This window comes from Streptomyces griseosporeus (assembly GCF_014656055.1).
Taxonomy (GTDB): domain Bacteria; phylum Actinomycetota; class Actinomycetes; order Streptomycetales; family Streptomycetaceae; genus Streptomyces; species Streptomyces griseosporeus.
Map to the genome: position 1 here is coordinate 63,718 of NZ_BNBR01000006.1, position 25,631 is coordinate 89,348.

Annotated in this window: 26 protein-coding genes and 1 tRNA gene; 16 read left to right on the forward strand and 11 right to left on the reverse strand. The window is 72.8% G+C overall.

Features of this window, described 5'->3' with window-relative positions; all coding sequences use genetic code 11:
* Nucleotides 1-138: 138 nt before the first annotated feature.
* The 5 genes from IE308_RS26875 (at nucleotide 139) to IE308_RS26895 (ending at nucleotide 3,980) form a co-directional block, all read left to right on the forward strand.
* On the forward strand, nucleotides 139-1,521 hold the full coding sequence (locus tag IE308_RS26875; RefSeq protein WP_190219904.1) for a type III PLP-dependent enzyme domain-containing protein: 1,383 nt from the start codon (nucleotides 139-141) through the stop codon (nucleotides 1,519-1,521).
* A gap of 167 nt (nucleotides 1,522-1,688) precedes the next feature.
* Nucleotides 1,689-2,093: a hypothetical protein gene (locus IE308_RS26880; RefSeq protein ID WP_190219905.1), complete on the forward strand. Its 405-nt coding sequence runs from the start codon at nucleotides 1,689-1,691 to the stop codon at nucleotides 2,091-2,093.
* Nucleotides 2,090-2,926 carry a transcriptional regulator gene (locus tag IE308_RS26885; protein ID WP_190219906.1) on the forward strand — a complete coding sequence of 279 codons (837 nt, stop codon included), beginning with the start codon at nucleotides 2,090-2,092 and terminating at the stop codon, nucleotides 2,924-2,926. Before IE308_RS26880 ends, IE308_RS26885 begins: the two co-directional genes overlap by 4 nt.
* A gap of 70 nt (nucleotides 2,927-2,996) precedes the next feature.
* Nucleotides 2,997-3,590: a roadblock/LC7 domain-containing protein gene (locus IE308_RS26890; RefSeq protein ID WP_190219907.1), complete on the forward strand. Its 594-nt coding sequence runs from the start codon at nucleotides 2,997-2,999 to the stop codon at nucleotides 3,588-3,590.
* A 15-nt stretch (nucleotides 3,591-3,605) separates the two neighbouring features.
* Nucleotides 3,606-3,980, forward strand: coding sequence for a roadblock/LC7 domain-containing protein (locus tag IE308_RS26895; RefSeq protein ID WP_110628605.1), 375 nt, complete (start codon nucleotides 3,606-3,608; stop codon nucleotides 3,978-3,980).
* Between the two features lie 12 nt (nucleotides 3,981-3,992).
* Here IE308_RS26895 and IE308_RS26900 read toward each other — a convergent pair whose 3' ends face one another.
* A complete protein-coding gene (locus tag IE308_RS26900; RefSeq protein WP_190219908.1) occupies nucleotides 3,993-4,577 on the reverse strand; it encodes a hypothetical protein in 585 nt (194 codons plus the stop codon).
* 165 nt (nucleotides 4,578-4,742) lie between these two features.
* Entirely contained in the window at nucleotides 4,743-5,585 is an 843-nt protein-coding gene (locus tag IE308_RS26905) for a MurR/RpiR family transcriptional regulator (RefSeq protein ID WP_190219909.1), read from the reverse strand.
* Nucleotides 5,586-5,800: 215 nt separating this feature from the next.
* On the opposite strand from IE308_RS26905, the gene IE308_RS26910 reads away from it, so the two are divergent.
* The gene (locus IE308_RS26910; RefSeq protein ID WP_162655532.1) at nucleotides 5,801-6,229 is read left to right on the forward strand and encodes a hypothetical protein; all 429 of its coding nucleotides are present in this window, start codon (nucleotides 5,801-5,803) and stop codon (nucleotides 6,227-6,229) included.
* Nucleotides 6,230-6,242: 13 nt separating this feature from the next.
* Here the strand turns inward: IE308_RS26910 and IE308_RS26915 are convergent, their stop codons facing one another.
* A complete protein-coding gene (locus IE308_RS26915; protein WP_190219910.1) occupies nucleotides 6,243-7,004 on the reverse strand; it encodes an SDR family oxidoreductase in 762 nt (253 codons plus the stop codon).
* 148 nt (nucleotides 7,005-7,152) lie between these two features.
* On the opposite strand from IE308_RS26915, the gene IE308_RS26920 reads away from it, so the two are divergent.
* Entirely contained in the window at nucleotides 7,153-7,998 is an 846-nt protein-coding gene (locus tag IE308_RS26920) for a helix-turn-helix transcriptional regulator (RefSeq protein ID WP_190219911.1), read from the forward strand.
* Between the two features lie 9 nt (nucleotides 7,999-8,007).
* On the opposite strand, the gene IE308_RS26925 is transcribed toward IE308_RS26920, so the two are convergent.
* Together IE308_RS26925 and IE308_RS26930 are read right to left on the reverse strand one after the other, a co-directional pair.
* The gene (locus tag IE308_RS26925; protein ID WP_190219912.1) at nucleotides 8,008-8,430 is read right to left on the reverse strand and encodes a DUF6924 domain-containing protein; all 423 of its coding nucleotides are present in this window, start codon (nucleotides 8,428-8,430) and stop codon (nucleotides 8,008-8,010) included.
* Nucleotides 8,431-8,786: 356 nt separating this feature from the next.
* A complete protein-coding gene (locus tag IE308_RS26930; RefSeq protein ID WP_190219913.1) occupies nucleotides 8,787-10,175 on the reverse strand; it encodes a cystathionine beta-synthase in 1,389 nt (462 codons plus the stop codon).
* A gap of 159 nt (nucleotides 10,176-10,334) precedes the next feature.
* Here IE308_RS26930 and IE308_RS26935 point away from each other — a divergent pair, with 159 nt between their 5' ends.
* The 3 genes from IE308_RS26935 to IE308_RS26945 all read left to right on the forward strand — a co-directional run bounded on the left by IE308_RS26935 (nucleotide 10,335) and on the right by IE308_RS26945 (nucleotide 13,849).
* Nucleotides 10,335-11,357: an SGNH/GDSL hydrolase family protein gene (locus tag IE308_RS26935; protein ID WP_190219914.1), complete on the forward strand. Its 1,023-nt coding sequence runs from the start codon at nucleotides 10,335-10,337 to the stop codon at nucleotides 11,355-11,357.
* Between the two features lie 163 nt (nucleotides 11,358-11,520).
* Nucleotides 11,521-12,741, forward strand: coding sequence for an acetyl-CoA C-acetyltransferase (locus tag IE308_RS26940; RefSeq protein ID WP_110628613.1), 1,221 nt, complete (start codon nucleotides 11,521-11,523; stop codon nucleotides 12,739-12,741).
* Nucleotides 12,742-13,033: 292 nt separating this feature from the next.
* Complete coding sequence (locus IE308_RS26945) at nucleotides 13,034-13,849, forward strand: hypothetical protein (RefSeq protein WP_190219915.1); 816 nt, start codon at nucleotides 13,034-13,036, stop codon at nucleotides 13,847-13,849.
* Between the two features lie 13 nt (nucleotides 13,850-13,862).
* Here IE308_RS26945 and IE308_RS26950 read toward each other — a convergent pair whose 3' ends face one another.
* Nucleotides 13,863-14,174, reverse strand: coding sequence for a hypothetical protein (locus tag IE308_RS26950; protein ID WP_190219916.1), 312 nt, complete (start codon nucleotides 14,172-14,174; stop codon nucleotides 13,863-13,865).
* A gap of 103 nt (nucleotides 14,175-14,277) precedes the next feature.
* Here IE308_RS26950 and IE308_RS26955 point away from each other — a divergent pair, with 103 nt between their 5' ends.
* Entirely contained in the window at nucleotides 14,278-14,505 is a 228-nt protein-coding gene (locus tag IE308_RS26955) for a DUF4287 domain-containing protein (protein WP_110636583.1), read from the forward strand.
* 86 nt (nucleotides 14,506-14,591) lie between these two features.
* Here the strand turns inward: IE308_RS26955 and IE308_RS26960 are convergent, their stop codons facing one another.
* The 3 genes from IE308_RS26960 to IE308_RS26970 all read right to left on the reverse strand — a co-directional run bounded on the left by IE308_RS26960 (nucleotide 14,592) and on the right by IE308_RS26970 (nucleotide 17,183).
* Nucleotides 14,592-15,503, reverse strand: a complete 912-nt coding sequence (locus IE308_RS26960) for a Bax inhibitor-1/YccA family protein (protein WP_110628615.1) — start codon at nucleotides 15,501-15,503, stop codon at nucleotides 14,592-14,594.
* Nucleotides 15,504-15,717: 214 nt separating this feature from the next.
* Nucleotides 15,718-16,941 (reverse strand): 4-hydroxybenzoate 3-monooxygenase, encoded by a 1,224-nt coding sequence (locus IE308_RS26965; protein ID WP_190219917.1) that lies wholly within the window; start codon nucleotides 16,939-16,941, stop codon nucleotides 15,718-15,720.
* 158 nt (nucleotides 16,942-17,099) lie between these two features.
* Nucleotides 17,100-17,183: transfer RNA gene (locus tag IE308_RS26970), tRNA-Leu, on the reverse strand.
* 415 nt (nucleotides 17,184-17,598) lie between these two features.
* Here IE308_RS26970 and IE308_RS26975 point away from each other — a divergent pair.
* On the forward strand, nucleotides 17,599-18,372 hold the full coding sequence (locus IE308_RS26975; protein WP_190219918.1) for an ABC transporter ATP-binding protein: 774 nt from the start codon (nucleotides 17,599-17,601) through the stop codon (nucleotides 18,370-18,372).
* Nucleotides 18,372-20,900, forward strand: coding sequence for an ABC transporter permease (locus tag IE308_RS26980; RefSeq protein WP_190219919.1), 2,529 nt, complete (start codon nucleotides 18,372-18,374; stop codon nucleotides 20,898-20,900). The genes IE308_RS26975 and IE308_RS26980 overlap by 1 nt, the downstream gene beginning before the upstream one ends.
* A 59-nt stretch (nucleotides 20,901-20,959) precedes the next feature.
* Here the strand turns inward: IE308_RS26980 and IE308_RS26985 are convergent, their stop codons facing one another.
* A complete protein-coding gene (locus tag IE308_RS26985) occupies nucleotides 20,960-22,252 on the reverse strand; it encodes a class I SAM-dependent methyltransferase (RefSeq protein WP_190219920.1) in 1,293 nt (430 codons plus the stop codon).
* A 193-nt stretch (nucleotides 22,253-22,445) separates the two neighbouring features.
* Here IE308_RS26985 and IE308_RS26990 point away from each other — a divergent pair, with 193 nt between their 5' ends.
* Nucleotides 22,446-23,105 carry a DUF1326 domain-containing protein gene (locus IE308_RS26990; protein ID WP_190219921.1) on the forward strand — a complete coding sequence of 220 codons (660 nt, stop codon included), beginning with the start codon at nucleotides 22,446-22,448 and terminating at the stop codon, nucleotides 23,103-23,105.
* A 154-nt stretch (nucleotides 23,106-23,259) separates the two neighbouring features.
* On the forward strand, nucleotides 23,260-23,910 hold the full coding sequence (locus tag IE308_RS26995) for a hypothetical protein (protein WP_190219922.1): 651 nt from the start codon (nucleotides 23,260-23,262) through the stop codon (nucleotides 23,908-23,910).
* 24 nt (nucleotides 23,911-23,934) lie between these two features.
* Here the strand turns inward: IE308_RS26995 and IE308_RS27000 are convergent, their stop codons facing one another.
* Nucleotides 23,935-24,603 carry a hypothetical protein gene (locus IE308_RS27000; protein WP_190219923.1) on the reverse strand — a complete coding sequence of 223 codons (669 nt, stop codon included), beginning with the start codon at nucleotides 24,601-24,603 and terminating at the stop codon, nucleotides 23,935-23,937.
* Between the two features lie 428 nt (nucleotides 24,604-25,031).
* On the opposite strand from IE308_RS27000, the gene IE308_RS27005 reads away from it, so the two are divergent.
* The gene (locus IE308_RS27005) at nucleotides 25,032-25,622 is read left to right on the forward strand and encodes a hypothetical protein (protein WP_190219924.1); all 591 of its coding nucleotides are present in this window, start codon (nucleotides 25,032-25,034) and stop codon (nucleotides 25,620-25,622) included.
* The last annotated feature ends 9 nt before the right edge of the window (nucleotides 25,623-25,631 follow it).

Genomic DNA, 25,631 nt, shown 5'->3' on the forward strand with positions numbered 1-25,631 from the left:
CCTCCGGTTACTACGTCTATTCACATCCTGTCGCTCTGAATAGAACTAGTCAATACGGGGGCGGGGCCACATCCGCGCGCCGCGGGTGTTTGGCTGGATGCAGGCACCACCACCCGCGGGCGGCAGAAGGGGGAGTCGGTGGAGACCGTGGACCACGACAGCGAGGCGGAGGCCGGGCAGCGGGCGGCCCGGCGGGACGAGGCGGTGCGGGCGGCGGTGGAGCAGGGGCTCCTCGGGCCGGACCGGCCGCTCGTCGGGCTGCTCGACGTGACCGGGATCCGGCGGGCGGCGGCGGAGCTGCGGGCGGCGTTCGACGCGGCGACCGCACCGGGCACCCCGGTGCTGCACGCCTTCGCGGTGAAGGCCACCCCGCTGGTCCCGGTGCTGCGCCTGCTGCACCAGGCGGGCATCGGGGCGGAGGTGGCCAGCCCGGGCGAGCTGGCCCTGGCCCGGGCGGCGGGCATACCGGCCGGAGCGACCGTGCTGGACTCGCCCGCCAAGACCCCGGCCGAGCTGCGCGAGGCGCTGGCGCTGGGCATCGCCGTCAACGCCGACAACCCGCAGGAACTGGACCGCCTCGACGCCCTGATGCGGTCCGCGCCGAGCCGCTCGCCGCTCGGCATCCGGGTCAACCCCCAGGTCGGCGGCGGCTCCATCGAGGCGCTGTCGACGGCGACGGCGACGTCGAAGTTCGGGGTGGCGCTGCGGGACGAGGGGGCGCGCGAGTGGGTCCTGCGGGCGTACGAGGAGCGGCCGTGGCTGACCCGGCTGCACGCGCACACCGGCTCGCAGGGCATCCCGCTGTCGCTGATGGCGCAGGGCGTGGCGGAGACGTACGCGCTCGCCGAGGAGATCAACCGGCGCGTCGGGCGCCGGCAGGTCGACACGATCGACATCGGCGGCGGACTGCCGGTGAACTTCTCCTCGGACGCGACGGCGCCGACGTACGCGCAGTACGCGCGGCTGCTCGCGGAGGCGGTGCCGGGGCTGTTCGACGGGCGGTACGGGCTGGTCACCGAGTTCGGCCGGTCGCTGCTGGCCAAGCACGGCACGATCGTGGCGCGGGTGGAGTACGCCAAGACCGCCGGCGGGCGGCCGGTGGCGGTCACGCACGCGGGCGTGCAGGTCGCGACGCGCACGGTGTACGCGCCGGGCGCCTGGCCGCTCAGGATCGCCGCCTACGACGCGAAGGGCCGGCCCAAGGAGGGCCCCGCGGTCGTGCAGGACGTGGCCGGGCCCGCCTGCTTCGCGGGTGACCTGCTGGCCCGGGAGCAGCCGCTGCCGCTGCTGGAGCAGGGTGACTACGCGGCGGCGCTGGACACCGGCGCGTACTACTTCGCGCACCACTACGCCTACAACTCCCTGGCCCGGCCGGGTGTCTACGGCTACGCGGCGGACGGCAGGGGCGGGGTGGCCTTCGGGGTGGTGCGGGAGCCGCAGACCGTCGCGGAGATCGTCGCCGAGTCCGGCGGGGCGCACGCCCGTGCGCTCACCGCCCTGCCCACGGCCCGGGACGACTGAGCCGGCGTCCCCCGAACGGGTCAACCGGGCCGAACACGTGCTCAGTTGACCCACACTAGTCCGCCGCGCGCATGTTCCGCCGGAAAATGCCAGAACGCTCACCAGCCCTCCGCACGGTGCGTAGTGTCGTCGTCACTCGACCGGACCCCAGGCGGAGGGGAGCGACGGTGCCCGGAATTGACGAGTGCCTGCTGGAGGCGATGCGGCTGCCCGGTGCGCGGGGGGCCGCACTGGTCGACTGGACCAGCGGGCTCGCGCTCGGCGTCGTCGGGGAGTTCCCCGGCGGGGACGCCGAGGCCGCGGCGGCCGACGTCGCGGAACTGGCCCGGCTCGCCGCCGAGCAGCCGGCCTTCGCCGCGGTGCCCGCCGGCGATGCCGGCCTCGGAGACACCGACCCGCCCGTGGAGGACGTGATCGTCAGCAACCGGGACGGCTACCACCTCCTGCGGTTCGTCCCGGCGCCGTTCGACAGCGGCGCGGTCCTGCACCTGTGGCTGGGCCGCGCCGACGGCAATCTCGCCCTGGCCCGCATCCGGCTGGGCGAGATGGCCGGACGGCTGGTGCTGGGATGACCGTGGTGGAGGCCCCTCCCCCGCTGCCGGTGCGGGACACAGCGCGGCACAGGGCCCCGGACCAGGGCGCCCGTGAGGGCACCGGCGGCGGCCTGTCGCCGATGCTGACCCGGCTCGCCGCCGAGCGGGCCACCGGCGTCCTGGTCCGCGAGGGCGGCGCCCTGTACCTCGCCGACGGCCTGGTGCTGCACGCCGAGAGCCCCTACGCCCCCGGCATCGGCACCCTGCTGACGGCCTCGGGCGCGGTGCCCGCCGAGGAGTGGTGGACGGCCGCCGGCACCGCGGGCGACCTTCCGGGCACCGCCCGGCTGCTGCTGGCCGGCGGGTGGCTGACCCGGGCCGCGCTGGAGATCTGCCATCTGCACGCGCTGTACGACGCGGCGTACTTCGCGCTCGCGCCGAGCAGCAGCCCGGGCCGGTTCCACTACGGCCCCCCGCCCGAGGCCGACGGTCCGCTGCCGGCCGTGCCGGTCGCCGCCGTGGAGCGGGAGGTGCTGCGCCGGCGGGCCCTGCTGCACCGGCTGTGGCCCGACGCGCTGCTGGACGGCGTACCGCTGCTGCGCACCGCTCCGGTCGCCGCGCCCGGGGTCTCCGCCCGCCAGTCCGCCGTGCTCGCCCTGGCCGACGGGGTGCGCACCGCGCCGGACATCGCCCTCGCCCAGGGCCGGCGGGTCTTCCCCACCCTGGTGGAGGTACGGCGGCTGGTGGCGGCCGGCCTGCTGGGCACCCCGCCCCCGCCGCCCGCCGCGGCCGCCCCGCCGAGCGCGCCGCCCGACATCGATCCGCACATCGCCTTGCTGAAGAGGGTCAGGGATGCGCTGGAGGCCCTTTGACCGGCCACGCCCCCGTGCCGAGACCGGCACCGAGTCCCGCACCACGCCCCCCACCGAGAGGAGACCCCCGATGGCGGCCGAGCCCGAGATCCTCGACGAACTCCGCCGGCTGCGCGCCCGCCTCCCCCAGCTGACCGGAGCCGTCGCCGCCGGGCGCGACGGACTGGTCCTCGCCCAGGACGCGCCCGGCGTCGAACCCGACGGACTGTCCGCACTCACCGCCACCACCCTCGCCGTCGCGATCCGCATGACGGAGGCGACCGGCCGGGGCGAGTTCCGCGAGCTGCTGATCCGGGGCGCCGACGGCTACGTCGCGACGTACGCGGCGGGCCGGCACGCCGTGCTGACGCTGCTCACCCAGGACCGCGTCAACGTGGGCCGGCTCCACCTGGAGGGGCGCCGGGCCGGTGCCCGCATCGGTGAGCTGGTCGACGCCCACGAGGACGCCCACGGCAGGACGGCCCACGGCAAGGCGGCACCCGACGGGACGGACCGGGAGCCGGCGGCCCGCGAGGCGGCCGCCCACGACACCGCGGCCCGGGACACCGCCCGGCCCGCCGCACCACCGAACCCGAACCAGAGCCACCACCAGACCCAGACCCAGGACCCCTCGCGCCCGCTGCCCACGCGGCCGGTCGGCGCGCGGACCGGCACCGACAACTGAGAGGCAATCACCGTCATGGCCAACACCGAGACCGCGCTGAAGGAAGCCCTCGCCTCCATCGAGGGCGCGACCGGAGCCGCGCTCGTCGACTACACCAGCGGCATGGCGCTGGGCACGATCGGCGGCGGCAAGAGCTTCGACCTGAACGTCGCCGCCGCCGGCAACACCGACGTGATCCGCGCCAAGATGCGCACCATGGAACACCTCGGCCTCAAGGCCGAGATCGAGGACATCCTGATCACGCTGACCGACCAGTACCACCTCATCCGCCTGCTCAGCGGCCGCAGCGGCAACGGCCTCTTCCTCTATCTGGTGCTGGACGCCAAGCGGGCCAACCTGGCGATGGCCCGCCACCAGCTGAAGAGGATCGAGCAGGACCTGGAGGTGTAGCTGCAGGTCCGCTCAGACCAGGGCGGCGGTGCGGCGGCGGGCGCCGCCCGGAGCCGCGTCGCCCGCGGCGATGCCCGTGCTGCGGAAGGCCTTCACGGCCTTGCCGGCCGGGCGTCCGCCGCCCCGCCCGAGCCAGTCGACGCGCACCCACAGCAGCGCTTCCTCGGCCCGCTCCAGTCGGCCCAGCCAGGCCGCCTTCAGGCGCAGGCCCGCTCCGGCGCCGGCCAGCAGCAGGCCGCCCGCGGCCGGGGCGGCGAAGGAGCTGCCGACCGCGGCGAGGAAGGCGAGCAGCAGCCACCAGCGGTGCCCGCGCCGCCAGTTCCGCGCGGTGACCGCACGGTCCTGGAGCACGTCGTACTTGCCGGCGCGGGCGGCGCCCCGGGCGAGGCCGGTGTAGCGCCGGCGCCGGGCGCACAGCACCACCACGGCGGTGACGAGGAAGAGCGCGGCACCGGCGAGGACGCCGATCCGCCGCCCCGTCAGTCCTTCCGGCACCGCTCCGATCCCGGCGGCGACCACTCCGAGCCACCACAGCGGTGCCGCCCCCGCCCGTACGACGACGGCCACCCGAGCCAGCCCCTGTCCTCCGCGCGCCACGTCTGCCTCCCGTGTCACGTCTCTCAAGCGCCTTGTCCCGTAAGGAAGTGCGTAAGGATGTGCTCCAAGGAAGCTACTAGCAGAACGTGAGACGAATCTGAGAGCCCCGCGACAGCGGAAGGCGGGCACTCACTCCGCCACTCGCTCCACCTCTCACTCCATCCCTCACTCCACGAACAGCCCGCGCGCCGCGGCCTTCGCGTCGAACTCCTCCAGCCGGGCCTGCGCCTCGGGCAGGTCGTCGCACATCGCCTCCAGCAGCACCCGCCCGAGCAGCATCGGCGCGCACGCGGTGTCGAAGGCGAGGCCGGTGCCCACGGCGGCGGGCAGCAGCAGGTCGGAGACCTTGGCGACGGGCGCGAAGGCGGAGTCGGCGACGGTGACCACGGTCAGCCCGGCGTCCTTGGCGTACTGGAGGGTCTCCAGCACCTCGCGCGGATGGCGGGGCAGCGCGAAGCAGAGCAGGGCGGAGGCGCCGGCGTGCACGGCCGCGTCGAGGCGGTCGTGAATCATCGTGCCGCCCTCGTTGAGCAGCCGGACGTCCGGGTGGACCTTGGCGGCGAAGTAGGCGAAGCCATAGGCCTGGGAGGCGGCGGCGCGCAGCCCGAGCACGGGCAGCGGACGGGAGGCGGCCAGGACCCGCCCGGCCTTGCGGACCGGCCGCGGGTCGGCCAGCACCTCGGCCAGATGGCGCAGGTTCTCGATCTCGGCCTCGACGGCCTGCTGGTACTCGTTGAACGAGCCCGTCTCCGCGGCCTGTTCGGCGGGGGCGACCTCGCGCAGATGGCGGCGCAGCGCGGGGTAGCCGTCGAAGCCGAGGGCGACGGCGAAGCGGGTCACCGAGGGCTGGCTGACGCCGGCCAGTTCGGCCAGTTCCACGCTGGACAGGAAGGGCACGTCGGCCGCGCGGCGGACCATGCTGTGCGCGATGCGCCGCTGGGTCGGTGTCAGCCGGTGCCCCTCGAAGAGGGCCTGCAAGCGGCTCGCCGGGCTGTCGGTCGCGCTCATGGCGTACTCCCCCTCCGGTGGTCCTCGACGCCCCGGGAGAGTACAGCGCCGAGGCAGTGCCAATCTATTCAGGATAGCCTGATCCTGCATAGGCCTATACAGCCAGTCGGCGCTGGGTCCGGCCGTTGGCCCCCGGCGAAGAGGGGGGCTGTCCCCAGTGCGGCCGGCTCGTCCACTCCCTACCGTGGACGGTCGAGACGGGGATGGGAGAGGCGATGGACACCCGGGACAGCGACCTGAAGAAGGAACTCGACGCGACCCTGCACGCCCGCAGGGAGCTGGGCGAGGAGTACGAGTCCGCGCTGGTCGACTCCTTCCTGGAGAAGGTCGACCAGCGCATCGACGCGGCGGTGGAGCGCCGGGTGCGGCGGCAGTACGCCGAGCGGCAGATGGCGGCGGCCCGCGACGCCCGCTCGCCCCGGCCCACGGACTCCTGGGGCGAGCGGTTCGGGTTCGGCATCGTGTCGATGGTGCTGGCGGTGCCGCTCTCCGCGATCGGCGGCGGCGTCGCCCACCTGCCCGGCCTGCTGGTCAGTTGGGCGGGCATCGTCGGCGTCAACGTCGTCCAGGCGGCCCGCACCAACCCCGAGCTGTTCGGCCGCCGGCGCAGGAAGCCGGGGCAGGACGGCGACTGGCAGGACTGAGCCGGCCTGCCCCTCATGCCTGCCGGGTCGGCAGCACCACGATCTGCCGCAGGTTGACGTGCCGGGGCCGGCTGGTGGCGTAGGCGATGACGTCCGCGACATCGGCCGCGCCGAGGCTGCCGATCGCCTCGAACATGCCGTCCAGCTGCGTGGCGAGTTCCCGGCTGTCCAGGTGGTCCTTCAGCTCGGTCTCGGTCAGCCCGGGCTCGACGTTGGTGACCCGTACGTCCTTCGGGCCGAGTTCGGCGCGCAGCAGGGCCGACAGGTGGGTCACGGCCGCCTTGGTGGCGCCGTACACCGCGTAGTCGGGGAAGACGGCGTGCGCGCCGATGGAGGAGACGTTGACCAGGTCGGCCGTACCGCCCTCGGCGGCCGTCGCGACCAGGTCGCCGGTGAAGGCGCGGATGACGCGCAGGACGCCGAGGACGTTGGTGTCGATCATCCGCTGCCACTCGTCGACACGGCCGTCCTCGATGGGGTTGGGCAGCATGACGCCGGCGTTGTTGACGACCAGGTCGACGCGGCCGTAGGCGTCGCGGACGGCCGCCGCCGCCCGCTCCACCGAGGCGTCGTCGGTGACGTCGGCGGTCACGGCGAGGGCCTCGCCGCCGCCGGCCCGGATCTTCTGCGCGACCTCCTCCAGCCGCTCCGCCCGCCGCGCCAGCAGCACGACCCGCGCTCCGCCCTCGGCGAGCGCCACGGCGACGGCCTCGCCGATGCCGCTGGCGGCGCCGGTGACGACGGCGGTACGGCCGGACAGGTTCTCGTAGGACATGGTGACTCCCCTGTGCGTGACGGCCGGGGCTGGTCCCCGGCGGCGCACCACCACCCTCGCCGCCCGCGCCCGCCGTACCCAGGGATCCGCTTTTCCTGGGTCTGCCAGTACCAGGTTCGGCGCGGCCCGCTCCCCTACGATCGAACCCATGGACGGGGACTGGACGACATCAGAGGTGGGCGACTTCCTGCGCTCGCGCCGCGCCCGCATCCGGCCCGAGGAGGTGGGGCTCCCCGCGCACGGGCGGCGCCGCGTCCCCGGTCTGCGCCGCGAGGAGGTGGCGCAGCTGGCCGGGGTGAGCGTCGACTACTACATCCGGCTGGAGCAGGGCCGCGGCACGAGCGTCTCCGACGCCGTACTGGACGCGGTCGCGCGGGTGCTGCGGCTGGACGAGACCGAACAGGCCTATCTGCGCACGGTCGCCCGGCCCCGCCCGCGCCGCCGCGGCGCCGCCGACCGCCCCGCCGCCCGCGTCCGCCCGGGCGTGCAGCTGCTGCTGGACAGCATGGACCGCACGCCGGCCTTCGTGCTGGGCCGCGGCATGAACGTGCTGGCCTGGAACGCCCTCGGCGACGCGGTGGCCGGCTTCACCCGGATGGCGCCCGCCGAGCGCAACATGCCCCGGCAGGTCTTCCTCGCCCCGGCCGCGCGCGAGCTGTACCCGGAGTGGGCGGCGGTGGCCGCGCAGACCGTCGCCCATCTGCGCATCGACGCGGGCCGCCACTCCGACGACCCGGAACTGTGCGCGCTGGTCGGCGAACTCTCCCTGAAGAGCGAGGACTTCCGCCACCTGTGGGCCGACCACCAGGTCAAGGAGTGCATGTACGGCGTGAAACGCATCCGCCACCCGGTGGCCGGCCTGCTGACCCTGCCGTACGAAACCCTCACCGTCCCCGCGGACCCGGAACAGACGATCGTGGTCTACACCCCGGAACCGGGCTCGGAGACAGCGGAACGCCTGGCCTTGCTGGGCAGCTGGGCGTCGGTGGGCTGAGGCCCCGCGTCAGTCCGCGTCGCCGAATCCGCGGAACGTGCCGGAGGGATCGGCGGCGTCCGCGAACTCCGCGAAGTCCATGTTGGCGATGCCGAGGTTGATGGACATGTCCGCGTACCAGCGCGCGGGTATGCGCACGGTGCGCCCGGGCTCGGTGTACAGGTCGACGGCGAGCAGGCGGTGCTCGGGGTCGGCGAGCGTGGTGGCGTCGGCGAGGAACACCTCGCAGACCGCCTCGTCCTCCGCGGCGGCGTCCTCGGCGAGTAGGGCCGCGATGCTCGCGCCCGCGAACCGGGGGTCGCTGACGCAGGTGGCGCAGGAGAGTCCGCCGGCGGCGTCGAGCGCGGCACGCAGCGCCTCCCAGGCGGCGTCGTCGCGGAAGTCGGTGCGCAGGACGAGCGTCGTCAGGTCGGCGGGCTGAGGAAGGGCCATACGCCGATCGTGCCATCCGGCACTGACAACGGGCCGCCGCCGGTCAGGTCTGCCCGCACACCGGGAAAGAGGTGCGCGGGGACCGCCGCACCCCCATCGCTGGGGGGCGGGACGACGGCGGTCCCCGCGAGGGACGCGGGCCGGGTCAGGCCGGGCTTGCGCGTCCGTGGCGTCTGTGGAGGTCCGGGAGCCGCTCCGGAGGTCCGTGACGCCGTTTGGGTGCCGGCCCGGACGGGGAGCCGCTCCCGCCCTGCCGACATCCACAACTGTGCCGGACGCGTGTTAAGCGGGTGCTGCGACGACGTGACGCCCTCGTACCACTTCCGCGAACACGCCTGCGACCGCCAAGCGGGCGGTCACTTCCCCGACTTGGCCAGGAACGCCAGCAGGTCCTGGCGGCTGACGACGCCGGTGGGCTTGCCCTCGACGAGGACGATCGCCGCGTCGGCCTGGCCGAGCACGTTCATCAGGTCGGCGACCGGCTCGCCGGAGCCGACCTGCGGCAGCGGCGCCGACATGTGCTTCTCCAGCGGGTCCTCCAGCGAGGCCCGCTTGCTGAACAGGGCGTCCAGCAGCTCCCGTTCGACGACCGAGCCGACGACCTCGGCGGCCATGACGTCCGGGTGGCCGGCGCCCGGCTTGACCACCGGCATCTGCGAGACGCCGTACTCGCGCAGCACCTCGATGGCCTGGCCGACGGTCTCGTCCGGGTGCATGTGGACGAGGGACGGCATGGCGCCGTGCTCCTTGTCGTCGAGGACGTCGCTGACGCGGGCGCTCGGGCCGGCGTCCTCCAGGAAGCCGTAGTCGGCCATCCACTCGTCGTTGAAGATCTTGGAGAGGTAGCCGCGGCCGCTGTCCGGCAGCAGGACGACGACCACGTCGTCCTCGGTGAGGCGCTCGGCGACCTTCAGCGCGGCGACGACCGCCATGCCGCAGGAGCCGCCGACGAGCAGGCCCTCCTCCTTGGCGAGGCGGCGGGTCATCTGGAAGGAGTCCTTGTCGGACACGGCGACGATCTCGTCGGCGACGCCGCGGTCGTAGGCGGTCGGCCAGAAGTCCTCACCGACGCCCTCGACGAGGTACGGCCGCCCGGAGCCGCCCGAGTACACGGAACCCTCGGGGTCGGCGCCGATGACCTTCACGGCGCCGCCACTGGCCTCCTTGAGGTAGCGGCCGGTGCCGGAGATGGTGCCGCCGGTGCCGACGCCCGCGACGAAGTGGGTGATCTTCCCCTCCGTCTGCTCCCACAGCTCGGGGCCGGTCGAGTGGTAGTGGGAGAGCGGGTTGTTCGGGTTGGAGTACTGGTCGGGCTTCCACGCGCCCGGCGTCTCCCGCACGAGCCGGTCGGAGACGTTGTAGTAGGAGTCCGGGTGCTCCGGCGCGACGGCGGTCGGGCAGACGACCACCTCGGCGCCGTAGGCACGCAGGACGTTGATCTTGTCGGTGCTCACCTTGTCCGGGCAGACGAAGATGCACTTGTAGCCCTTCTGCTGGGCCACGATGGCGAGTCCGACGCCCGTGTTGCCGCTGGTCGGCTCGACGATCGTGCCGCCGGGCTTCAGCTCCCCGCTCTGCTCTGCCGCCTCGATCATGCGCAGGGCGATGCGGTCCTTCACGGAACCGCCCGGGTTGAAGTACTCCACCTTGGCCAGGACGGTCGCCTTGATGCCCTTGGTCACGCTGTTGAGCCTCACCAGCGGGGTGTTGCCGACGAGACTGATCATCGAGTCGTGGAATTGCACCGTTGTCTCCGGATGCTGCAAAAGATGTGGTCGTGATGGTTCCGCCAGCCTATGGCTTTCGCGCACTCCATGACGGTCGTTCACTCCCTGTCGAGATTGGGCCACGGTGCGTACGGGGCAAGGAGTGGGTGTACGGCTACGAGGAGGTGGCGGCGACGCATGACCGGCATGTCGAGGGCGCGGGTGGCCCGGCGCATCGCGGCGGGCGCCGCATACGGCGGTGGCGGGATCGGACTGGCCGGCGCGGCGGCGATGGGCCTGCTGCTGGCCGAGGTGCAGCTGGCCCGGCGCCATGTGGGCAACGGCACCACCCAGCACGTGCCGAACGCCGAGGGCCGCTACGGCCATGGCTACGACACCCCGGGTGAACCTCCGCTGCGGCTGACCATGCTCGGCGACTCCACGGCCGCCGGGCAGGGCGTGCACCGCGCCGGGCAGACCCCGGGCGCGCTGCTCGCCTCGGGTCTGGCCGCGGTCGCCGAGCGCCCGGTGGAGCTGCGCAACGTCGCCCTGCCCGGCGCCCGCTCCGACGACCTGGACCGGCAGGTGTCCCTGGCCCTGGCGGACGGCGCCCGCGTCCCCGACATCTGCGTGATCATGATCGGCGCGAACGACGTCACCAACCGGGTGCCGCCGACCCGCTCGGTGCGCTGCCTGTCCGCGGCGGTACGGCGGCTGCGTACGGCCGGCGCGGAGGTGGTGGTGGGCACCTGCCCGGACCTCGGCACGATCGAGCCGGTGCAGCAGCCGCTGCGCTGGCTGGCCCGGCGGGCGTCCCGGCAGCTGGCGGCGGCGCAGACGATCGGCGTGGTCGAGCAGGGCGGCCGGACGGTGTCGCTGGGCGACCTGCTGGGCCCGGAGTTCGCGGAGAACCCGCGGGAGCTGTTCGGTCCGGATCACTACCACCCGTCCGCCGAGGGCTACGCGACGGCGGCCATGGCGGTGCTGCCGACGCTGTGCGCGGCGCTGGGCCTGTGGCCGGAGGAGGAGCGGCCCGACGTGACCCGCCGCGAGGGCTTCCTGCCGGTCGCCAAGGCCGCGGTGGAGGCGGCGTCCGAGGCGGGCACGGAGGTGGCGGCGGCGATGCCGACCGGACCGCGTGGGCCGTGGGCGCTGCTGAAGCGGCGGCGCAGGAGGAGGCTGCCGGTGTCGGAGCCGGAGGCGGCGACACCTTCCGGTTGAGGGGTACCCGGGCACCGGAGCCTTTGTTTCGCCGCCCGAGCGAACAAAGCAAGCGCTTAGAAAATTGCGGTCAGGGTCACACCGCGACACCAGTGACCTGGGCCATACGTACGGGTAACTTCCGAGGGAGTCCGCCCGACCCACCGGTATGCCTGGAGCCGTGATGCCCGAAGCCGTCATCGTCTCGACCGCCCGCTCCCCCATCGGCCGCGCTTTCAAGGGCTCCCTGAAGGACCTGCGCCCGGACGACCTCACCGCCACGATCATCCAGGCGGCCCTCGCCAAGGTCCCCGAGCTGGACCCGAGGGACATCGACGACCTGATGCTCGGCTGCGGCCTGCCCGGCGGCGAGCAGGGCCACAACCTCGGCCGCGTGGTCGCCGTGCAGATGGGCATGGACCACCTGCCGGGCTGCACGATCACCCGCTACTGCTCCTCGTCCCTGCAGACCAGCCGCATGGCCCTGCACGCCATCAAGGCCGGCGAGGGCGACGTCTTCATCTCGGCCGGCGTCGAGACCGTCTCCCGCTACGCCAAGGGCAACTCCGACAGCCTGCCGGACACGCACAACCCGCTGTTCGCCGAGGCCGAGGCCCGCACCGCGGCCGTCGCCGAGCAGGAGGGCACGACCTGGCACGACCCGCGCGAGGACGGCCTGCTGCCCGACCCGTACATCGCGATGGGCCAGACCGCCGAGAACCTCGCCCGCTGGAAGGGCATCACCCGCCAGGAGATGGACGAGTTCGGCGTCCGCTCGCAGAACCTCGCCGAGGAAGCCATCAAGAACGGCTTCTGGGAGCGCGAGATCACCCCGGTGACCCTCCCCGACGGCACGGTCGTCTCCAAGGACGACGGCCCGCGCGCCGGTGTCACCCTGGAGGGCGTCTCCGGCCTCAAGCCGGTCTTCCGCCCCGACGGCATGGTCACCGCCGCCAACTGCTGTCCCCTCAACGACGGCGCCGCCGCCGTGATCATCATGTCCGACACCAAGGCCCGCGAACTGGGCCTGACCCCGCTCGCCCGCATCGTGTCGACCGGCGTCTCCGGCCTCTCCCCGGAGATCATGGGCCTCGGCCCGGTGGAGGCCTCCCAGCAGGCGCTGCGCCGCGCCGGCCTGACCATCGACGACATCGACCTGGTCGAGATCAACGAGGCGTTCGCCGCCCAGGTGATCCCGTCCTACCAGGACCTCGGCATCCCGCTGGAGAAGCTGAACGTCAACGGCGGCGCCATCGCCGTCGGCCACCCCTTCGGCATGACGGGCGCCCGGATCACCGGCACCCTCATCAACTCGCTCCAGTTCCACGACAAGCAGTTCGGCCTGGAGACGATGTGCGTCGGCGGCGGCCAGGGCATGGCCATGGTCATCGAGCGGCTCAGCTGACCGCCGGTCAGACCCGTCCGTAGTCGCCATAGCACCTACGGTGAGCGTTCGGCCCGGAGTTCGGGAAACCCCTGGACTCCGGGCCGTTCTGTGATCCAATCTCCCCCAGGATGTGACCTATATCGCTCGCCGTAGGGATACTCGCAGGTCACCCCAGGTCAGCCCCGTGCCCCGACGACCCCCGGGGCCAAAGTCCCGTCCGTTTCGTGACGTTACGCACTGACAGTTGGATAGTCCACCCTTCAAGCTGATGTAGGAAGTCGGGGGTCGACTTTGAACCGGGAGTACGTCAGTGAGCGCCATGCCGATCGCGTTGCTGGTCACCACGGCCGCCACGGGCGCCGTGGGCGTCGCCGTCCTGCGCACCCTCGTGCTGCTGCGCCGCCAGGTCGCCGCGCTGCACGCCCAGCTCGCCCAGAACGACGCCGCCTCGGCGGCGCAGGGCCTCGTGCCCGCAGCCCGCACCACCGCCGACGCCGACGAGATACGCGCGGCCGTGGCCGACGCGCTCGCCGAGGAGCGGGAGCGTGAGCTGGCCGAGGCCCGCGCTTTCTGGGCCGCCCAGGAGGCCCGTGACGCCTCGGACGCGCCGTCCCTGCTGGGCCTCGCCGACAGCGAGCTGTTCCTGCCCCGGCAGGCCGACTTCGTGGGCCTGGAGCCGGTCACCGAGCCCGGCGCCGAGCTCGACGAGTTCTCCCCCAAGGACTTCGTCCAGGGAGGGACCCCCACGGAGTCCCCGGAGCTGGCCGCGGCCCGCCGCCGCCACCCCTCGCACCCCGACTTCGTCCCGGTGCAGTCGCCGGTCGTGAACGACCATGAGCGCACCGTCACCACACTCGAGGAACTCGCCGCCGGCCGCGTCGAACTGACCGACGTCCGCCCCGGCCCGCTGGGCACCCTCGACGTCTACGTCTTCGCCGACGGCACCACCCTGTGCATGACCCCGGGCCACCGCGAGACGGCCGAGCGCCTGGCCGCCGCCCTCACCGCCGGCGAGACGCCGTACCTGCTGGGCGGGTCGGGCATCTCCGGCGCGTACACGCTGACGTTCGCCTGCGGCGAGGAGAACGTGTACATCCTGGCGGACAGGGTGATCGCGAGCCTGTGAGCGGCCGCCGGGATCAGATCCCCGCCCGCTTCTGTGCCTCCTCCACCAGTCGCACCGCCTGTGCGACCTCGTCCTCGCTGCGCAGCTCCACCGCCAGGTCGCGCCCCGCGACGGTCACTTGATCCGCAGCCGCAAACATCCCGGCGTCCGGCATCTCGCGGGGCTCCGCTTGGGGCGACTCCAGCAGCTGCGCCCGCCGGGACAACTCCCGGGCCAGCTCCAGGGCCTCCGCGGCCGCACCCCGCTGCAGGCGGCTCTGCGGTGCCGCCCTCAACCGGTCGGCGAAGTGGCCCACGGCCCGGGTCAAAGGTGTCGTATCAACCACGCGGTGAGCGTAACGCGCCCCTTCGGGACTGTTGCCAATACGCGAACACTCAGGCACGGTGACCTGAAGGACCGGCTTACATCCCATGCGTCCGGAGGCGCCGATGTCCCACGTCCTCTCCGAGGAGACCCACCGCAACATTCTCGCCCGCATCCCCCACTGCACCGGTCGTGACATCTCCGACTGGCTGCGCACCGTCGAAGAAGGACCCGCCCTCCGTTTCGAGGAGAAGGTCAGCTGGCTCCGGCACGAGCACAACCTCGCGTACGGACACGCCAAGGCGATCATCCACGAGTACGAGGTGAGGAGGGCCGCGCGCAAGCTGCTCTGAGCGCGCACAGACGTCACACGCCGAAGGGCCCCGGGACGAGACCCGGGGCCCTTCGCGGTTCAGCCGGTGTACGGCCTTGCGTGCCGCTAGTCGTTCTGGTTGAGGATCGCGATGAGCCTCAGGAACTCCATGTAGATCCACACCAGCGTCAGCGTGAGGCCGAAGGCCGCGAGCCACGCCTCGTCGCGCGGGGCGCCGTAGGCGATGCCGTCCTCGACCTGCTTGAAGTCGAGGGCGAGGAAGCAGGCGCCGAGGATGATGCCGACGATGCCGAAGAAGACACCGAGCGCGCCGCTGCGGAAGCCGAGGCCGTCGCCGCCGCCGAAGACGGCGAACAGCATGTTGACCACCATCAGCAGCACGAAGCCGAGCGCCGCGGCCATCACGAAGCCGTAGAAGCGGCGGTTGACGCGGATCCAGCCCGCCTTGTACGCCACCAGCACACCGGCGAACACCGCCATCGTGCCGATCACGGCCTGCATGGCCGCGCCGCTCGCGATGTGGGTGTCGACGACGTTGGAGACGACGCCGAGGAAGACGCCCTCGAAGGCGGCGTACGTCAGGATCAGCGCGGGCGACGCCGTGCGCTTGAAGGACTGGACGAGCGCCAGGACCATGCCGATCAGCGCGGCGCCGATCCCGATGCCGTAGGAGCGGCTGATGTGGGCCTCGTCGACCGGCAGCAGCGCCCAGGAGAGCGCCGCGGCGAGAACCAGCACGCCCAGGGTGGACGCCGTGCGCAGGACGACGTCGTCCATCGTCATGCGGCCGGCGGTGGTGACCGGCGCCTGCGGGGCGCCGTACTGCAGGTCCTGCTGGGCGTAAGGGTTCTGCGCGTAGGGGTTGCCGGCCGGCTGGGCGTACGGATTGCCCTGCGCGTACGGGTTGCCCTGGGTGCCGACAGCGGGGCCCCCGGCCTGCGGCGCGGCGTTGAAGCCCGCGTAGCCGTTGTCGCGGCTGAACCCCCGTCGCGAGAAGACCGGGTTTCTGCTCCTCATCTCACTCCTCCATGGCCACCGAGCGTGGCCTTGGCTTAAAGAGTAATGGAAAGGCAAAGGATTGACCCTAGTACCTGGGGAGGATCTTTCCCTCGCTGTGCTGCGCAACACGCTACGCGGACCGGTGATTCCCGGCCACGGCCGGAGCCACTCATGACCAACCTGCGACATGGCCGGAACCGGCCGGAGATCGCCCCCTTACGCGGGCCCTACGTCAGACCAGCGGAAACCCGGTGTACGCCTCGGCCAGGTCGGTCTCGGCGGCGCGGGAGGCGGTGATCCGCTCCAGGCGGGCGAGCTGGAGCCGGTCGTCGAAGGGGGTGGCGTCCGGGGCGCGGTGCAGCAGGGTCGTCATGTCGTAGGAAAACCGCTCGGCCTGCCACACGCGGCGCAGGCAGGTCGCGGAGTAGGTGTCGAGCAGTCCGGCCGAGCCGGTGTCCCGCAGGTGGACGAGGGCGCGGGCGAGGGTGACGGCGTCGCCGACGGCGAGGTTGAGGCCCTTGGCACCGGTGGGCGGGACGATGTGCGCGGCGTCGCCGGCGAGGAGGAGGCGGCCGTGGCGCATGGGCTCGTGGACGTAGGACCGCATGGGGGTGACGGACTTCTGGGTGATCGGCCCGCGCTCCAGCCGCCAGTCGTCGGTCTCGAAGCGGCGCTCCAGCTCGTCCCAGATCGCCTCGTCGCTCCAGGACCCGGCGTCGGTGCCGGCGGGCACCTGGAGGTAGAGGCGGGAGACGAAAGATCGAACGGGGAGCGAAGCGACTTCCTCGGAAGGGTGGTGGCGGGCGACGGGTGGGCGCATGGACAGCAGGGCGAAACCGCGGTCGTGGCGGGCGTAGACCAGCTCGTCGTGCGAGGGGGGTACCTCGGCGAGGATGCCGAGCCAGCCGAAGGGGTACGTCCGCTCGAAGCCACGGGAGACGGAGGCCGGTATCGCCCGGCGGGCGACGCCCCGGAAACCGTCGCAGCCGACGACCCAGTCGCACTCCAGCACCTCCTCGGCACCCTGGTGCCGGAACCGGACGCGCGGCCGGTCGCCCTCCGCGCCCTCGACGGCCAGTGCCTCGGCCTCGAACAGCAGCGGGCCGCCGTCCTTGAGCCGGAGGGCGATGAGGTCCTTGCACACCTCGGTCTGCGCGTACACCATCACCGACTTCCCGCCGGTCAGGGCGGGGAAGTCGACGCGGTGCCGCCTCCCGCCGAAGCGCAGCTCGATCCCGTCGTGACGCAACCCCTCCCGGTCCATGCGCTCCCCGGCGCCGGCCGCGCGCAGCACGTCCACGGTGCCCTGCTCCAGGATCCCGGCGCGCTGCCGCTGCTCGACGTAGGCGCGGTCGCGGCTCTCCAGGACGACCGAGTCGATGCCGGCGTCGTGCAGGAGCCGGGCGAGGAGGAGACCGGCGGGTCCGGCTCCGATGATGCCGACGGTGGTGCGCATCGGGTTCCCTTCAGCAGCTTGTTCGTCTGGTGAAATTCTCTTCACTCACGTGGGGCGTGAGTCTGCGCCCGTACCCAGGAGGTGTCAACGGCTCGACAGGGAGGGCGGAGAGGGAGAAAGGGATCAGTGACCCAGCGCGTCCGCGCGCCTGCGGAAAGTGCCCGGAGCCGGACTTGAACCGGCACGCCCGCGAAGGGGCAGCGAGGTTTAAGCTCGCCGTGTCTGCATTCCACCATCCGGGCAGGCCATGGGCTCCGCGTCGAGGTTCGAGCCTATCGGGAGACCTCCCCCGAACAGCGGTCGGGTGACCCGATGTTGTCTTATTTTATTGACGTCTGAGGGAGCATCAGCCACCGGAACGCGCCGTCCGCACTTGCCACCAGCCTTGCGGGTGACGCCTCGTCGCGCATGCGAAATGACGGAATTTCACCGCCCGAACCAGGGCGCGCTCCCGGTTGTTGACGGTCGTACGAAATTCGCCCGACCGGGTCACGCGTCTCAGGGACGGCCGTCATCCCCAGGTATGACACGGCCGCCGCGGGTCCGACCGGAGTCTGCCCCGGGAACCGGAACAGCGGCTGACTACACGGCCACGGACGGCCGGAAGCATGGGAGGCGTCCCCTTCACGAGCGTCGTTCCCGAGGAGTGTCTTCCCCGTGACCACCACATCCGTCGCCGGCCGGACCGCGGCCACCGTGGCCGCCCGCGCCACGGACCTGTCCAAGATCTACGGTCAGGGCGAGACCCAGGTGGTCGCCCTGGACCGGGTCTCCGTCGAGTTCCGGCAGGCCGAGTTCACCGCGATCATGGGCCCGTCGGGCTCCGGCAAGTCCACGCTGATGCACTGCGTCGCCGGCCTGGACACCTTCTCCTCCGGCTCCGTGCGCATCGGCGACACCGAACTGGGCTCGCTGAAGGACAAGCAGCTCACCCGGTTGCGCCGGGACAAGATCGGCTTCATCTTCCAGGCGTTCAACCTGCTGCCGACGCTGACCGCGCTGGAGAACATCACCCTGCCGATGGACATCGCCGGGCGGAAGCCGGACAAGCGGTGGCTGGACACCGTCATCGACATGGTCGGGCTGTCCGGGCGGCTCGGGCACCGGCCCTCCCAGCTCTCCGGCGGCCAGCAGCAGCGCGTCGCCGTGGCCCGCGCCCTCGCCTCCAAGCCGGACATCATCTTCGGCGACGAACCGACCGGAAACCTCGATTCCCGTTCCGGCGCCGAAGTGCTCGGCTTCCTGCGCAACTCCGTGCGGGAGCTGGGGCAGACCGTGGTGATGGTGACGCACGACCCCGTCGCCGCCGCCTACGCGGACCGGGTCGTCTTCCTCGCCGACGGGCGGATCGTCGACGAGATGATCCGGCCCACCGCCGAGACGGTCCTGGACTTCATGAAGCAGTTCGACGCGAAGGGCCGTACCAGCTGATGTTCCGCACCGCCCTGCGCAACGTCCTCGCGCACAAGGCCCGCCTGCTGATGACCGTGCTCGCCGTGATGCTCGGCGTGGCGTTCGTCTCCGGCACGCTGGTCTTCACCAACAGCCTGTCCACCGCCCTGCAGAACAGCTCCGCCAAGGGTTTCGACCAGGTCGACGTCGCCGTCCGGCCCGAGGGGCGGGAGGACAAGGGCGACACCGTCGGGAAGACGCCCGAGCTGACCCAGGCCCTGCTCGACCGCAGCGCCCGCGTGCCCGGCGCCGCCTCCGCCTTCGGCGTCGTCCGGGGCTTCACCGCCCTAGCCGACAAGGACGGCAAGCTCGTCGGCGGCGGCTTCCAGTCCGAGGGCGGCAACTACTGGGGGACGAAGGACCCCCGCTACCCGCTCGTCTCCGGGCACGCCCCGTCCGGCAGGGGCGAGGTGCTCATCGACTCCGAGACCGCCAAGCGCGCCGGGTACAAGGTGGGCGACCGGGTGCGGATGTCCGTCGACGGGCCCGTCCTCACCCCGACCGTGACCGGCGTCTTCACCACCGACGACGGCAACGTCGCCGCCGGCGGCAGCCTCACCCTCTTCGACACGGCCACCGCGCAGCAGCTCTTCGGCAAGCCGGGCACGTACGACGAGATCGACGTGACCGCCGCGGCCGGCACCTCGCAGACCGCGCTGAAGGCCGCCCTGGACCGGGCGCTGCCGAAGGACACCGTCGAGACCACCACCGGAAAGCAGCTCGCCGACGACCAGGCCGAGATCATCGCCTCGTCGATGAGCGGACTGAAGCAGGGTCTGCTGGTCTTCGCCGGCATCGCGCTGTTCGTCGGCACGTTCATCATCGCCAACACCTTCACCATGCTGGTCGCGCAGCGCACCAAGGAGCTGGCGCTGCTGCGCGCGGTCGGTGCCTCGCGCCGCCAGGTGACGCGGTCGGTGCTGGTCGAGGCGTTCGTGGTGGGCGCCGTCGCCGGGGTGGCCGGCCTCGTCGCGGGCATCGGCATCGGCGCCGGGCTCAAGGCGCTGATGGGCACCCTCGGCGCGACCGTCCCGGACGGCCCGCTGGTCGTCTCCCCCGGCACGGTCGCCACCGCCCTGGTCGTCGGCGTCGTCGTCACCATGCTGGCCGCCTGGCTGCCGGGCCGCCGCGCGGCGAAGATCCCGCCGGTCGCGGCGATGAGCAGCGTGCACGCCAAGGCGACCACCAAGTCGCTGGTGCTGCGCAACACGATCGGGGCGCTGTTCTCGGCGGCGGGCGTCGCCGTCGTCCTCGCGGCCACCTCCATGGACGGCTCGGACGGCCAGGCCCCGATGGGCTTCGGCGCCGTCCTGCTGATCATCGGCGTGTTCGTGCTGACGCCGCTGCTGTCCCGCCCGCTGATCGCGGCCGCCGCCCCCGTGCTGCGCGCGTTCGGGGTGTCGGGCCGGCTCGCGCGGCAGAACTCGGTGCGCAACCCGCGCCGCACGGCCGCCACCGCGTCGGCGCTGATGATCGGCCTGACGCTGATCACCGGCATGACGGTGATGGCGGGCAGCCTGCAGACCTCCATCGACAAGATGGCGTCGGCGGCGATCCGCGCGGACTACGTCGTCTCCATGGCCAACGGCAACGAGCTGTCGCCGGACGTCGAGCGCACCCTGAGGAAGACCGACGGAGTGACCCTCACCAGCCCGCTGCGCAACGCCCCCTCCCGGATCGACGGGCAGACCGAGTACCTCACCGGGGTAAACGGCGCCGCGATCGGCCGGCTCACCGACCTCACCGTCGAGGAGGGGTCCTTCACGGTCGGCGGCGACCGGGTCGTGGTGGACGACGAGACCGCCAAGTCCCACGGCTGGACGGCCGGTTCCCACTTCACCGTGCACTACGAGGACGGCAAGGCGCAGCAGCTGACCGTCGCCGGGGTCTACCGGGGCAACGACATGATCCACGGCATCATGCTCGACACCGCCCGGCTCGCCCCGCACCAGCGGGACGCGGCCGACATGCAGGTCATGGTGAAGACCGCGGACGGCGCCTCGGGCGCGGTGAAGGACCGGCTGGAGAAGGCCCTCGGCAGCAACCCGGCGATCAGGGTGCAGGACAAGAAGGACATCTCCAACGAGATCGCGAAGATGTTCACGCTCATGCTGAACATGCTCTACGGCCTGCTCGCCATGGCGGTGATCGTCGCGGTCCTCGGCGTCATCAACACCCTGGCGATGTCCGTCTTCGAGCGCTCCCAGGAGATAGGCATGCTGCGGGCCATCGGCCTGGAGCGCACCGGCATCAAGCGGATGGTCCGCCTGGAGTCCCTGGTGATCTCCCTGTTCGGCGGCGTGCTCGGCATCGGCCTCGGCGTCTTCTTCGGCTGGGCGGCCGGTGAACTGCTCGGCACGCGGATGCCGACGTACGAACTGGTCCTGCCGTGGGGCCGGATGGCGGCCTTCCTGCTGCTCGCGGCGGTGGTCGGCGTCCTCGCAGCGCTGTGGCCGGCCCGGCGCGCGGCCCGCCTGAACATGCTCCAGGCCATCAAGTCCGAGTGACGCACGGCGTACGACGACGACGGCCCCGCTCCCCTTCCGGGAACGGGGCCGTTGCCGTGTCAGTTCCAGGTGCGGGCCCGCAGCGGCATGCCGGAGGCGCCGGACTCGGGGGTCTTCACGGCGAGGACCTGGTTGACGCCGATGCGGTTGCGCTCGAAGGACAGCGCCGAGGCCGCCATGTACAGGCGCCACACCCGGGCCCGGCCGGGGCTGGTCAGCTCCACGGCGCGCGCCCAGTCGGCCTCCAGGTTGGCGACCCAGCGGCGCAGGGTGCGGGCGTAGTGCTCGCGGATCGACTCCACGTCGCGCACCTCGAACCCGGCGCGCTCCAGCAGGGCGACGGTGGTGCCGACGGGCTGCAGCTCGCCGTCGGGGAAGACGTAGGCGTCGATGAACGCGTCGACGTCATAGGCGGATTCGTCGCGCTGCGGGCGGCGCGCGATCTGGTGGTTGAGGAGCCGTCCGCCCGGGGCGAGGAGGCCGTACAGGTTCTGCGCGTACTCCAGGTACCGGTCGGCGCCGACGTGCTCGGCCATGCCGATGGAGGAGATGGCGTCGTAGGGGCCGTCGCGCACGTCCCGGTAGTCCTGGACCCGGATCTCGATCCGGTCGGTGAGGCCCTCGTCGGCGGCGCGCTTGCGGGCGTAGGCGGCCTGCTCCTGGGAGAGGGTGATGCCGACGACGCTGACGCCGTGCTCGCGGGCGGCGTGGACGGCCATGGAACCCCAGCCGCAACCCACGTCGAGCAAGCGCTGACCCGGCGTCAGGGCCAGCTTGCGGCAGACGAGTTCGAGCTTGTCTCTCTGCGCGGTCTCCAGGGTGGCGTCGGGGTCGGGCCAGTAGGCGCACGAGTAGACCATCGACGGCCCGAGGACGATCTCGTAGAAGTCGTTGCCGACGTCGTAGTGGTGGCTGATGGCCCGCTTGTCGGTACGGCGGGTGTGCAGGTGGCCGCGGCGCCGGCGCATCTCCTCCTCCGGCGGGGCGGGCGGCAGCGGCGGCCCGGCGAGCCGTACCAGCCCCCGCACGGCGGCCCGCACCTCCGGGTCGCGCAGCGCCTCGCCGAGCGTACGGGCGTCCTCGCCGCGCTCCCAGACCAGCCCCGCGAGCAGGTCGAGGGCGGTGTACAGGTCACCCTCGACGTCCAGCTCACCGGCCACCCAGGCGCGGGCCAGGCCCAGTTCGCCCGGCTTGAACAGCAGGCGGCGCAGGGCGCGGCGGTGGTGCACCACCATGACCGGCGCGTCGGGCGGTCCCGCCTGCGAGCCGTCCCAGGCGCGGATCCGCACCGGGAGCGGGGCTCCCAGCACCTGCTCGATGAGGCTCTTCAGCCGCAGCGCGGCGTCAGCCATGGCGCACACCTCCGTGACAGCGTTCCCGGATGTCCGTCTCCACGTAAACACCTGGCCCGCCCCGCCACAGTCCCCCACGCGCGTTACGTCTCGGCAAACCCTCGGTCGGCGTCGGGCGACCGGGCCGTTGTGCCGTGCGGCGGGCGAGGCGCAAGCTGGTGGAGGGGCCGCCTCGCATTCCGGAAGGTGCGCCATGACAGAGCAGAGCAGCAACGGCCCGCCACGCTGGCGGCTGACGGGCGACTGGTTCGACGTGTGCAAGTGCCCGATCCCCTGCCCTTGCACGTTCGCGCAGGCACCGACCACCGGTGACTGCGACGGCGTGCTGGTCTGGCACATCCGGCAGGGCAGCTTCGGCGACGTACGGCTCGACGGTCTCAACGTGGTGATGGTCGCCTCCTTCACCGGGAACGTCTGGACGAACACCCACAGCGACCCCAAGGCCGCGATCTTCATGGACGAGCGCGCGGACGACGAGCAGCGCGGCGCGCTCGGGGCGATCTTCGGCGGGCAGGCGGGCGGCTGGCCGCAGGAGTTCGTGGAGATGTTCCACGGCGAGATGCAGGGCATGGACTTCGCGCCGATCACCGTGGAGGTCGACGACGACCTCGCGAGCTGGCGGGCCGAGGTGCCCGGCCGGGTCACGGCGGTCGTCGAGGCGCTGACCGGGCCGACGACCGCGGAGGGCGCCCGCGTCCAGGTGTCCAACGCGCCGGGTGCCGAGGTCGGGCCGGGCCAGGTCGCCACTTGGGGCCGGGCCACCACCGACCGCGCCGACGCCTTCGGCTTCGCCTGGGACCGCTCGGGCAAGTCGAGCAAGCACTTCCCCTTCGACTGGAGCGGCCCGGACTGAGCGCTGACCCTGCGGGCGGGGCGGGCGCCGTACCGGGCGGGCTGTCAAGTCCCGAGTTCCCCTGCCACGACAAGCCGGGACGTGACCGGCCCCGGGGCGCCGGGCGCTAATGGATGCCATCCACACCCCCTAAGACCTTTGGATGTGCATCGCCATGACCCGTCGCTCCACGCTCCGCCGCCTGTCCCTGCTCGCCGCCTCGGCCGCCGTGATCACCGGAGGTGCCCTGCTGCCCGGCACCGCCCTCGCGGCCACCGGGGCGCCACCCTCCGCGGTGGCCGTCCAGGCGAACGGCCTCCGCACGGAGGCCGGGCAGTGGCAGGTGACCACGGACAAACCCAGCGGCGTCTCGGTGCAGCTGCCCGGCAAGCCCGAGACCGTCCAGTTCACCCGGGCCACGGACGGTGTCGACGGCCGTGCCTACTTCGCGCAGACCGACTACGGGGTGCTCGCCCTGACCGTGTACGACGGCGCGGCCGGCGCCGACGACCTGCGGCCCATGCTGGACAGCTACCTCAAGGACGCGTCGCAGAAGGCCTCGACCAACGTGACCACCACCGCCAGCGAGGAGAGCACGGTCGAGGGCCTCCCCGCCCTCGACGCCCAGCTCGCCGGCGAGGACGGGAACGTGGGCTACGTCCGCTTCATCGCCGCCGGCCAGTTCATGATCCAGCTGGAGACCGTCGGCCCCCAGGACAAGGTGGACGCCATGACCGAGGCTTACATGCAGTTCCTCGGCAGCATGCAGTTGCAGAACAGCGACGGCGGCCCGACGGCCGACGGCGGCAGCGCCGAGCCGTTCTGACCGCAGCGCGGTCCGGGCCTTCTCTCAGACGCGGTTCAGCATCTCGGAGAGGGCCTCGACCGCGGCGCTGCGGTTCTCCTGGGGGCTGCCGATGACGTAGGCCCGCAGCACGAGCCTGCCCTTGCGGCCGGTGGCCTGGGTGTAGGGCTGGTCCACCGACCGGCCGGTCGCGTCGACGGCCAGGCGGCCCTCCTCGACCGCCACCTCGTCGAACCCCTCGGGTGTCGCCATCTCGACCTCGTGCACGTCCTGCCACTGCTGCTTGCCCGAGTACACCGTCCGGCAGCGCTGCGTGTCCGACTGCGTCCGGGCGAGGGCGGCCTCGGCGGAACGGGTGCTCTTCAGGACCACGACCACCGACTGGGCGGTCACCGACCCGCCGGTGCCGGCACCGTTGTTCTCCCGGTCGGAGTTTCGCTCCAGCGTGGCCAGCACGTCGTCGCCGGGCCCGGGGACGAGCCCGCAGTCGTCGTCGACCACCCTCAGGGGCTGCCCGCCGGTCTCGTAGGGCGAGCCCGGCCAGAAGCCGGCTCCCCAGTCGGTCGGTTTCAGCGCCACCCGGGAGGCGAGTTTCTGGGCCTCCGCCGGGGTGTCGACACCGGCGAGGCCGTCGTCACCGCGCCCCCGCAGCACGACCACGGCCACGGCCGCCGCGGCGGCCACCGCCACCACCGCGGCGACGCCGACGAGCACGGAGCCGCGACGCCACCAAGGGGGCCGGCGCCGCCTCCGCGGGGGCGGCTCGGCCGGTGGCCGGGCCGGTGGTTCGGCCGGGGGCTGGGCGGGAGGCTGGGCCGGGGGCCGGGCGGGAGGTCCGGGCGGGGGCTGGGCGGGAGGTTCGGGAGGAGGCTGGGCGGGCGGCGGCCCGGACAGGGGGCCGCGGGGCGGGCCAGGCGGGCCGGACGGCGGGGGCGGTGGGGTGGTCACGTGGTCCCTGTACCACCCGGGCCCCCCGCGCTACGGGCCCGCCCCGAGAGATCACCTGTCTGACCTCGCCGCGCCGGCACCGCCGCAACCTGGGCGCTCGTACTCAGCCGACTGCTCGGTCTGGGCACGGTGCGGGGCGGAAGTGAGTACGACCGCTCATGCCCGGCGGGCGGCCCGCACCGCAGGATGCGGGCATGACCAAGCGACACTTCGGCCTGCTGGCCGCGACGCTGGCCCTGCTGGGAACGGCGGGGTGCGGGAGCGAGGGGTATCCGCTCGCGGACCCGGTGGCGACGGCGACGCGGCTGGACGGGTACACGCAGACCGCGTACGACGCGCTGGGCCTGACCGGCGCCGCACTGGACGACGCGTGGCCGGGCGGTGGTCTGGAGGCCGAGGGCTGGAACTGCTACTCCCGGGACCTCGCGGACCAGCTCAGCGACTCCCCGCCGAGCGAGCCGGGTGTGGTCCGGGTGTCCGACGAGTGGGCGGTGAAGGGCGTGTCCCACGCCCGGGCGGTGGCCGCGCTGCGGCGGGCGCGCGGGGAGCTGGCGGCGCAGGGCTGGGAGGTGACCGACTTCGACGACACCCCGCAGCGGCTCCACCTGGAGCTGGAGCCGCCCGGCTCCGACGACAAGGTCTCCGTCGAGGAGTACCCCGGCGGCCGCCTCCAGGTCGGCGCCTACGCGGACTGCGCCCGCTACCCCGAGGGCACCGCGCTCGACGCCCAGGGCGATCCGGAGGTCCCGGAGCAGCGGGCGCCGGTCCAGTTGCGCGGCGAGTAGCGCCGTACG

Bases quoted from the DNA above. Each gene is read 5' to 3' on its own strand.
- IE308_RS26885 (WP_190219906.1), top strand. From the start codon at position 2,090: ATGACCGTGGTGGAGGCCCCTCCCCCGCTGCCGGTGCGGGACACAGCG.
- IE308_RS26890 (WP_190219907.1), top strand. From the start codon at position 2,997: ATGGCGGCCGAGCCCGAGATCCTCGACGAACTCCGCCGGCTGCGCGCC.
- IE308_RS26895 (WP_110628605.1), top strand. From the start codon at position 3,606: ATGGCCAACACCGAGACCGCGCTGAAGGAAGCCCTCGCCTCCATCGAG.
- IE308_RS26905 (WP_190219909.1), bottom strand. From the start codon at position 5,585: ATGAGCGCGACCGACAGCCCGGCGAGCCGCTTGCAGGCCCTCTTCGAG.
- IE308_RS26910 (WP_162655532.1), top strand. From the start codon at position 5,801: ATGGACACCCGGGACAGCGACCTGAAGAAGGAACTCGACGCGACCCTG.
- IE308_RS26915 (WP_190219910.1), bottom strand. From the start codon at position 7,004: ATGTCCTACGAGAACCTGTCCGGCCGTACCGCCGTCGTCACCGGCGCC.
- IE308_RS26920 (WP_190219911.1), top strand. From the start codon at position 7,153: ATGGACGGGGACTGGACGACATCAGAGGTGGGCGACTTCCTGCGCTCG.
- IE308_RS26925 (WP_190219912.1), bottom strand. From the start codon at position 8,430: ATGGCCCTTCCTCAGCCCGCCGACCTGACGACGCTCGTCCTGCGCACC.
- IE308_RS26935 (WP_190219914.1), top strand. From the start codon at position 10,335: ATGACCGGCATGTCGAGGGCGCGGGTGGCCCGGCGCATCGCGGCGGGC.
- IE308_RS26940 (WP_110628613.1), top strand. From the start codon at position 11,521: ATGCCCGAAGCCGTCATCGTCTCGACCGCCCGCTCCCCCATCGGCCGC.
- IE308_RS26955 (WP_110636583.1), top strand. From the start codon at position 14,278: ATGTCCCACGTCCTCTCCGAGGAGACCCACCGCAACATTCTCGCCCGC.
- IE308_RS26960 (WP_110628615.1), bottom strand. From the start codon at position 15,503: ATGAGGAGCAGAAACCCGGTCTTCTCGCGACGGGGGTTCAGCCGCGAC.
- IE308_RS26965 (WP_190219917.1), bottom strand. From the start codon at position 16,941: ATGCGCACCACCGTCGGCATCATCGGAGCCGGACCCGCCGGTCTCCTC.
- IE308_RS26980 (WP_190219919.1), top strand. From the start codon at position 18,372: ATGTTCCGCACCGCCCTGCGCAACGTCCTCGCGCACAAGGCCCGCCTG.
- IE308_RS26985 (WP_190219920.1), bottom strand. From the start codon at position 22,252: ATGGCTGACGCCGCGCTGCGGCTGAAGAGCCTCATCGAGCAGGTGCTG.
- IE308_RS26990 (WP_190219921.1), top strand. From the start codon at position 22,446: ATGACAGAGCAGAGCAGCAACGGCCCGCCACGCTGGCGGCTGACGGGC.
- IE308_RS26995 (WP_190219922.1), top strand. From the start codon at position 23,260: ATGACCCGTCGCTCCACGCTCCGCCGCCTGTCCCTGCTCGCCGCCTCG.
- IE308_RS27005 (WP_190219924.1), top strand. From the start codon at position 25,032: ATGACCAAGCGACACTTCGGCCTGCTGGCCGCGACGCTGGCCCTGCTG.